A 7,691-nucleotide genomic window follows, 5' to 3' on the forward strand; every position below is an offset into this window, starting at 1 on the left:
GTCCGGGCGCGCCCGCGCGGGCCGTCGCGCACCAACACCACCGCCGCCGTCACGCCGGCCCGCCGGTGCGGCAACGCGTCGCACAATCGGTCGCCGTCCGCGCTCGTCGGCGGCGTATCGCAGCCGGTTCTTGCATCTGTTACGTCCGGCCGGCTGCCAATTCCGCCGAAGCCTGCGAAAGGTCGAGCATTATCCCAACGCGCCACCGGCGGAGCTTTGCAGTGAATACGCGCTCATCGGCATTATGCGGGTGATCTTCGATCACCTGCGCCCTGGCGGGCCGCATAATGCGTGATATGTAGCGTGATCGAGGCACTGTGTGCCCAGTTCAAGGAGCCTCACGATCACCTGCATATCAAGCAGGACCGGGCGCCGGCACAATCCGGCGAAAGGCACGGAGCGTGACCGTTGTCGGGTTGTGGCCGACGTGCTGCCTCAGCGGCAGATGAGTGTGCCTCGATGCGCCGGCTCCCGGACGTGCCGGCCGCCGCGGACCTGAGCAGGCGCGAGCTCGCCGACGCCCATGGCCAGGATGCGGTGTGGCGATGGGCCCCCTGGCCGCGTTCCGCCGGGGCCGTGATCGGCTGGCCGGGGCTGCAGCAGCCCAGATGCGTCGCCGTCGACCGGGCTGGCGCCTTCGTCGGCGAGACCGGCACGACCTGTTCGACGCCGCCACCTTGGAGCGGGTCAGCCACTTCCGGCCCGAGCGCGATGAGCTCCAGCGTGGCCGGCGGCGGGGGAGGCGGGGTCGAACAGGCCGATGGTCGGAAAGCCGAGCCTGCGTCACGAGTGTTTCATGTGGACGGTGGATGGGCATCGATCGGACCATGTCGACTCAAGCAGTGCTCTACATCATCGCTGTCATCCTGCTTGCCGTGGCGGCGCTGCCAGTGCCGACCCGCGGTGTCAACACCGCGCTGCTCGGGGCCGCCGTTGCCCTGCTGGCGTTCGCGTGGCCGGTTCTGAGTACCTAGATGCGTTCATGGGCGTGGGCGGCCCGAGGTGTCGTAGGAGGCCCGGGCCGCGTCCACGATGGGCAGGTGCTGGGTGGCCCATTCGGACAGCGAGGCGAACAGTGGGCCCAGGCTGCGGCCGACCTCGCTGATCTCGTACTCCACCCGCGGCGGGATCTCGGGCGTGTAGGTGCGCACCACCAGGCCGTCGCGCTCCAGTTGCCGCAGCCGCTGGGTCAGCACCTTTGCCGTGATGGTGCCGATCTGGCGCTCCAGCTCGCTGAACCGCATCCGGCCGTGCTCGTGCAGGGTCCACAGGATCGGGGTCGTCCATCGGCTGAAGACGATGTCGACGACCGGGGAGATCGGGCACGCCAGCTCCGGCGTGGTCTCTTCACGCATAGCCACTTTCCTCTAGGTACCTACTGTCTCCCCGATGCTAGCTTTCCCTGCGAAAGCAACGCAACGGCACAAAGGAGCAGGTCATGATCGTGGTGACAGGGGCGACGGGCAACGTCGGGCGGCCCCTCGTGGCGGGGCTGGTCGAGGCGGGCGCCGAGGTGACGGCGGTTTCCCGCAATGCACCGGATGTCGTACCGCGAGGAGCCCGCCATATCCGCGCGGACCTCGCCGACCCGGGGAGCCTCGCGGCGGTCCTCGACGGGGCCGAGGCCTTCTATCTGCTGGTCAGCGGGGCCGGCGCCCACCTCGACGGCAGGGCCATCGTCGAAACAGTGAAGGCCGCGGGCGTACGGCGCATCGTCCTGCAGTCGTCCCAGGCCGCCGGCACCCGCCCGGACGCCGTCTCGCACGCCCCGCTGCGGGCACTCGAGGACGTCGTCAAGGACAGCGGGATGGACTGGACGATCCTGCGCCCGGGCGGCTTCGCCAGCAACGCGTACGCCTGGGTGCCGTCCGTCCGGGCCGAGCGGGCCGCGTACGCGCCGTACGCAAGCGTCGCCCTCCCCATCGTCGACCCGGACGACATCGCGGCCGTCGCCGCGGCCGGGCTGCTCGACGGGCGGCACGCCGGGCAGACGTACGTGCTCACCGGCCCCGAGGCGACCACACCGCCGCAGCGGGCGGCGGCCATCGGCGAGGCGATCGGCGCGCCGGTCCGGTTCGTCGAGCAGGCGCCGGAGGAGGCCCGGGCGCAGATGCTGGGGTTCATGCCCGAGCCGGTCGCCGACGGCACCCTGGAGATCCTCGGCCGGCCGACTGCGCAGGAGCGGGCGGTGAGCCCGGACGTCGAGCGGGTGCTGGGACGCAAGGCGGGTTCGTTCGCGCAATGGGCCCGTCGTAACGCCGGGCTGTACCGCGCCGGGTAAGGCCTTCGGCTGGTCGGACGGCCGATCAGGCGATGTCATATGCCCGACTTGCCGATCATGCTTACGCTGAGCAACAGGTACAACATGCATGTTAAGCCGAGTTGCTCTTCGATAGGGGTCGTCTGCCGATGGCTGGCATGGTGCCGTTCACCAACAACTACTCGGACCACTCGACCCGAGAGGGTTACCAGTTCGAGTTCAACTGCATGCGATGCGGGAACGGGTACTCCTCGTCGTTCCAGCACTCGGTCACCGGCTTCGGCGGGCGCCTGCTGCGCATGGGCGGTGACCTGCTCGGCGGCGAGATCGGCTCCAAGGCCTCGCAGATCGGCTGGGACGCCGAGTGGATGCGCGACGGCACGCGCGGCTCGACCCGCGACAAGGCGCTCGCGAAGGCCGCCCAAGAGATGCAGGTGCACTTCAACCAGTGTCACCGCTGCGGCCAGTGGGTCTGCCAGCAGGTCTGCTGGAATCACGACCGCGGGCTGTGCACCAGCTGCGCCCCGCGCCTCGACCAGGAGATCGCCGGCATGCAGGCCGCCGCGCAGGTCAACCAGCTGCACGACAAAATCCAGCAGGTGGACTGGACGCGCGACGTCAACTATCGCGACCAGGCCGTCGGCCGGTGCCCGTCGTGCATGAACGAGACCGGCGGCGGCAAGTTCTGCCAGCACTGCGGCACGCCGCTGGCCGCGGCCCCGGCGCAGCAGAAGAAGTTCTGCGGCAACTGCGGCACGCCGGCCGCGCCCGGCGCGATGTTCTGCGCCGAATGCGGCCAGTCGACGGCCTGACGTGCACTTCCGCCTCATCGCATCCGGCGGTGCCCTGCTCGACGAGGGCGACGGCACCGCCGAGATGGCCGGCGGCGCGCTGGTCGTGACGCCGCAGGCGGGCGCCGTGCTGCGGGTCGCGCCCGGGGACATCGTCGGCATCGACGAGCCGCAGCCGTACGTCATCGGCCTCCACCTCGGCGACGGGGCCCGGCTGGAGCTCAGCCGGCTCGGCAACCTGCGCACCCAGTTCCTCGCCGAGCTGTCCGAGGCGCGGGTCACCGACACCGAGCAGGTCCTGCTGCTCGACGGCGTCGGCACCGCCGAGACCTTCCCGGGCGCGGCCGACGGCGTCCCGGCCGACCTGCGCCTCTACGACGACGCCCTGGTCATCGTGCCGGCCGGCGGGCTGGCCGAGAAGGTCCCGTACCCATTCGTCCGGGGCGTGACGACCGACGCGTCGGGGTACACCATCCTCGTCGAGGTGCCGGGGCGGCCCCCGATCGCGCTCGGGCGCCTGGCCCGCCGCACCAGCGAGTTCCTCGACCTGCTGCGGGCCCGGGTCGGCGCCGCCTCCGGCCGCACCGCACACTTCCTCGCCGCCCTCCTGCCCGGCCTCGGCCCGGTCGCGCTGCGCTCGGTCGCCGCCCTGCTGCGCGACGGCCTGGCCGCGGCCCGCGCCGACCTCGAGGCCGTCGAGCCCACCGTCTTCCCGGCCCTGCTCGACGCCGCCTGCGCGCCCGAACGGGCCGCGATCGCCCGGCAACTGCTCGGCCGGGGCCAGGCGTGGCTCGGGTTCAAGCAGACGGTTTCGGTACAGCGGGAAGGCTCCGGCGCCGGCCCGTGGCGCGACTCGGCCCGGCCGCCGGTGTTCGACCACGACGGCGGTGGGGGCTACTTCGCCTCCGGGGCTTCCGGCATGTTCGCCGCCGGCATGATGTCGGCCGGCCCGCCGTACGCGATGGGCTTCGACGGCCCGTTCGCCTCCCTCGGCCCGGCGCTGGCCTACGGGATGCTCGGCATGGGCGGCCTGCAGGGCGTGTCGGCCGGCGGCCCCCACCTGCCGCGCTCCGTCTTCCCGCACGAGAACGTGACCCCGGCCCACACCGACTACGCCGCGCTCACCGACGCCGACGACCCGGCCGTGCTCGCGTTCCTGCTGTGCCTGACCCCGTCGGGGCACCTGGTGTACGAGGTGCTCAACGGGCCCGACCACGCCACCTACGTGTTCGGCTGCCGCGACGCCGACCAGGCGGCGCAGCTCAACCGCGCGCTGGACCTGCTGGGCTTCCGGGTCGAGGGCATCTACGCCGACGCATCCTCGGCCGGTTCGCAGTACCGCAAGGCGGCCGAGCGGCTGCCCGCGCTGCGCATCCTGCGGGAGCGGTTCGTGGGGCGGGTCGTGCACACCGACGGCTGGGACGCGCAGCTCGCCGGCCTGCTGCGGTAGCAGGTTTTGCGGACCCGCGTGTTACTGCCAGGTGGCGGTGTCGGGTCAAGCCGTCCGGGTCACGACGACGGTCGCATCTCCGGGCTGCCGAACCGCGCCACGTAGTGCCAGACCCGCTTGAGCGCCTGCTCGTCGTGGCGCCCGGTGCGGGCCGCGTCCCCGACGATGCGCGCGTCGAGGCGTCCGCCGCGGGCCAGTTCCAGCCCGAGCTCGACGAACTCCTGGCCGCGGTACTCCGGGTGCCGCCGCAGTTCGCCGGTCTCCAGCGCGAAGCCGCCGTGCCACTCGATCGGGCAGCCGAGGCCCTCGGCGAGGGCCGCGACGGGGGAGTCGCGGTAGCAGGGGTCGAGGACCAGCGCCTCGACGTCGGCGGCCAGGTCCACAACGCCGTGCACCTGGGCCTCCACGTAGTCGTCGAGCGGGTCCGTGTCGTCGCGCTCGGCCAGCGCGACCAGGTCCGTGAGGCCCGTGGCCACCCCGAAGTGCTCGGGCTCGAAGAAGCTGTCCGGGTAGCAGAACGTGGTGCGCGCGAGGGCCTCGGGCCGCAGCCGCAGGTGCGCGGAGCCGAAGCGCGGCGAACCGCCGACCGTGCGCCGCCGGAAGTTCAGCGAGCCGTACTTCGGCCGGTGCCCGGCCGCCGCGTCGTCGTACGCCCCGTTGAAGATGCGGCTCTCCCAGCGCCACCGGTCCCCGCCGACGTGTGCGGTGAGGCCGCCGTTGCTGGTGCCCGTCTCGAACTGCGAGCGGTACACGCCGTCGCGGGCCATCGCCGCGAGGATCGGCTCCCCGCCCGCCAGCCGGTCGGGGTGGAAGTGCAGCGTCACCCGCCACCGCGGATGGCCGGCACCCCCGGTGGCCAGCCCCGCCACGTGCGCGATCGCCAGCTCCTGTGGCCGTTGCATGACGGGCATTATGCCGCCTGCGGCACTCAACCTTTGCCCGCCGTGGGCCCGTCGGTTGGGTGAACGGCTACCGAGAGGACGGCGGATGCGGGGAAGCTCCCGGGCCGGTGACGAGCGGGGCTACGTCGACTACGTGTCGGCGCGGCTCCCGGCGCTGCACCGCGCCGCGTTCCTGCTGTGCGGCGGGGACGGACACCGGGCCGATGACGTGGTGCAGACCACGATCACCAAGGTGTACCAGCACTGGCGGCGCGTCGCGCGCAGCGACAACGTCGACGCGTACGTGCACCGGATGCTCGTGCACGCGGCGATCGACGAGAAGCGGCAGCCCTGGGCGCGCGTGCAGCTGGTCGCGGCGCACCGGGACGGGGCCGGCGGTGAGTCGTACGCGGGGGTCGAGGACCGGGGACAGCTCGTGGACGCGCTGCGGCGGCTGCCGCCGCGGCAGCGGGCCGTGCTCGTGATGCGGTTCCTGCTCGACCGGCCGATCGACGAGGTGGCCGAGGCGCTGGGGTGCTCCGCCGGGACTCCTAAGAAGCGTTAGCTGCTAAGGTCGATATTAGCAGGCCAGCGCGTGAATGGGGAGGGCATTACCGATGGTACGGCAGGTCAAGCGGGTAGGGCAGCGGTCGCAGTTCGCCACCAAGGGCGACCTGGTGGCGGGCGGTGCGGACGTGCGGGCGGGCCGCTACCAGCGGGCCAGCCAGGATAAGAAGGAACAGGGCAAGAGCGTCCACGATCAGGGCGTGCTGAACACGGCCGAGGTGACGCGGTACGGGTGGACGTGTCCGCCGTCGATGTCGTTCACGGACAATCACCGGTCCGCGTCGCGGCACGCCACGAAGACCCGTGAGGACTTCGAGCGGCTGATGGACGTGATCCGGGAGGGCAAGCTGGATGTGCTGGTGGTGTGGGAGATCTCCCGCAACCAGCGCGACCTCGCGGTGTATGTGCAGATCCGGGACCTGTGCACGCAGGTCGGGATGTACTTCTGGCTGGTCGGCGGGGTGTTGTACGACCTGCGGGACAAGAACGACCGCATGATGCTGGGCTTCCAGGCGGTCCAGGCGGAGTGGCTGGCCGACTCGATCCGCGACAACGTGTTGCGCGGGATCGTCGGCGCGGCCGAGGCCGGCCGCCCGCACGGCAAGGTGACATACGGGTTCCGCCGGGTGTACGACCAGCGGACCCGCGCGTTCCTGCGGCAGGAGGCCGACGACGAGATCCGCACGGCGACCGCGCCGGAGACGGAGGCGGAGTCGACGTACACCCATGTGGGAGTGGTGCGGGACATCTACAAGAAGATCACCTCCGGGGTGCCGTTGATCACGATCGAGCAGCAGCTCAACGCCCGCGGCGTGCCGTCCCCGGAAGGGTCGACGTGGCGGCGGGGCGTCATCCGCAAGATGGCCTTGAACCCGGCGTACATCGGCAAGCGGGTGCTACGCGGTGAGGTCGTCGGGGACGGGCAGTGGGACGGGCTCGTGGACGAAGAGACGCATTGGGCGGCCGTCCGCTTGCTGGAGGACCCGTCCCGGACGACGACGCGGGCGGGACGGGCCGTCCACTTGCTGTCCTACGTCGTCCGCTGTGGGGTGTGCGACGGGCCGCTGTCGATGACGAAGGTGAACCGACACGGCTGGCAGGGTCAGGTGTATTCGTGTTTGAAGAAGCGGTGCGCGGCGGTGACCGCGGACGTCCTGGACGAGTTCGTGCAGCGGGCCGTGGTGGCGTGGCTGGCCCGCCCGGAGGTGTTCGCGGACCTGACCGCCGACGCCAGCAGTGACGAGCAGGTGGCGCACGCCCGTGCGGAGGCGCAGCGGTTGCGGGCGGAGTTGGAGGAGTGGCGCAAGCTCGCTGAACGCGGCGAGGTGACCGCGATCAGCTTCGCCCGCAGTGAGCGGGGGCTGTTGGCGCAGATCGAGGCGCACGAGGCGGCGGCGAAGGAGGCGGGTATCCCGCCGGTGCTGCGTGGCCGGATCGGCGACGACGCGGTGAGCGCGTGGGCTGCCCTCGGCGATGAGGTGGCGGTGAAGCGGGACATCATCAACACGGTGGCCGACATCCGGCTGTTGCGGGCCGGGAAGGGCTCGCGCCGTCCGTTCGGGCGGCACCGCTTGGAGTGGACGTGGAAGTTCGGCACGTCGACCGACGTGGTGAGCGAGCCCGCCGCCGCGTAGCGGGTCGGGGATACGCAACGGCGCCGGGTCGGCACCTTACCCACGCGAAGGCGGCCATCCGATGACACGTCTGGTCCGGGCGGAACTGTTCAAGCTGCGCACGACCAG

8 protein-coding genes are annotated in these 7,691 nt (G+C 71.6%); 6 read left to right on the top strand and 2 right to left on the bottom strand.

Translation table 11 applies throughout. The features are described 5' to 3' along the window. The first annotated feature begins 809 nt into the window (after nucleotides 1-809). Entirely contained in the window at nucleotides 810-974 is a 165-nt protein-coding gene (locus AB0M46_RS50380; RefSeq protein ID WP_363348728.1) for a hypothetical protein, read from the top strand. 6 nt (nucleotides 975-980) lie between these two features. Here the strand turns inward: AB0M46_RS50380 and AB0M46_RS50385 are convergent, their stop codons facing one another. After that, entirely contained in the window at nucleotides 981-1,355 is a 375-nt protein-coding gene (locus AB0M46_RS50385; RefSeq protein ID WP_363348730.1) for a helix-turn-helix domain-containing protein, read from the bottom strand. Nucleotides 1,356-1,438: 83 nt separating this feature from the next. Between AB0M46_RS50385 and AB0M46_RS50390 the strand changes: the two genes are divergently transcribed. The 3 genes from AB0M46_RS50390 to AB0M46_RS50400 all read left to right on the top strand — a co-directional run bounded on the left by AB0M46_RS50390 (nucleotide 1,439) and on the right by AB0M46_RS50400 (nucleotide 4,501). After that, nucleotides 1,439-2,281 (top strand): NAD(P)H-binding protein, encoded by an 843-nt coding sequence (locus AB0M46_RS50390; RefSeq protein ID WP_363348732.1) that lies wholly within the window; start codon nucleotides 1,439-1,441, stop codon nucleotides 2,279-2,281. A 128-nt stretch (nucleotides 2,282-2,409) separates the two neighbouring features. After that, a complete protein-coding gene (locus AB0M46_RS50395) occupies nucleotides 2,410-3,072 on the top strand; it encodes a zinc ribbon domain-containing protein (RefSeq protein WP_363348734.1) in 663 nt (220 codons plus the stop codon). 1 nt (nucleotide 3,073) lies between these two features. Beyond that, nucleotides 3,074-4,501: a hypothetical protein gene (locus AB0M46_RS50400; protein WP_363348736.1), complete on the top strand. Its 1,428-nt coding sequence runs from the start codon at nucleotides 3,074-3,076 to the stop codon at nucleotides 4,499-4,501. A gap of 59 nt (nucleotides 4,502-4,560) precedes the next feature. On the opposite strand, the gene AB0M46_RS50405 is transcribed toward AB0M46_RS50400, so the two are convergent. Continuing rightward, nucleotides 4,561-5,403 carry a DUF3626 domain-containing protein gene (locus tag AB0M46_RS50405; RefSeq protein ID WP_363348738.1) on the bottom strand — a complete coding sequence of 281 codons (843 nt, stop codon included), beginning with the start codon at nucleotides 5,401-5,403 and terminating at the stop codon, nucleotides 4,561-4,563. 85 nt (nucleotides 5,404-5,488) lie between these two features. Between AB0M46_RS50405 and AB0M46_RS50410 the strand changes: the two genes are divergently transcribed. Next, entirely contained in the window at nucleotides 5,489-5,947 is a 459-nt protein-coding gene (locus tag AB0M46_RS50410; protein WP_363348740.1) for a sigma-70 family RNA polymerase sigma factor, read from the top strand. A 52-nt stretch (nucleotides 5,948-5,999) separates the two neighbouring features. Next, nucleotides 6,000-7,583: a recombinase family protein gene (locus AB0M46_RS50415; protein WP_363348742.1), complete on the top strand. Its 1,584-nt coding sequence runs from the start codon at nucleotides 6,000-6,002 to the stop codon at nucleotides 7,581-7,583. The last annotated feature ends 108 nt before the right edge of the window (nucleotides 7,584-7,691 follow it).

Origin of the sequence: Dactylosporangium sp. NPDC051485 (assembly GCF_040682015.1) — a bacterium.
In the GTDB taxonomy this organism is placed as follows: domain Bacteria; phylum Actinomycetota; class Actinomycetes; order Mycobacteriales; family Micromonosporaceae; genus Dactylosporangium.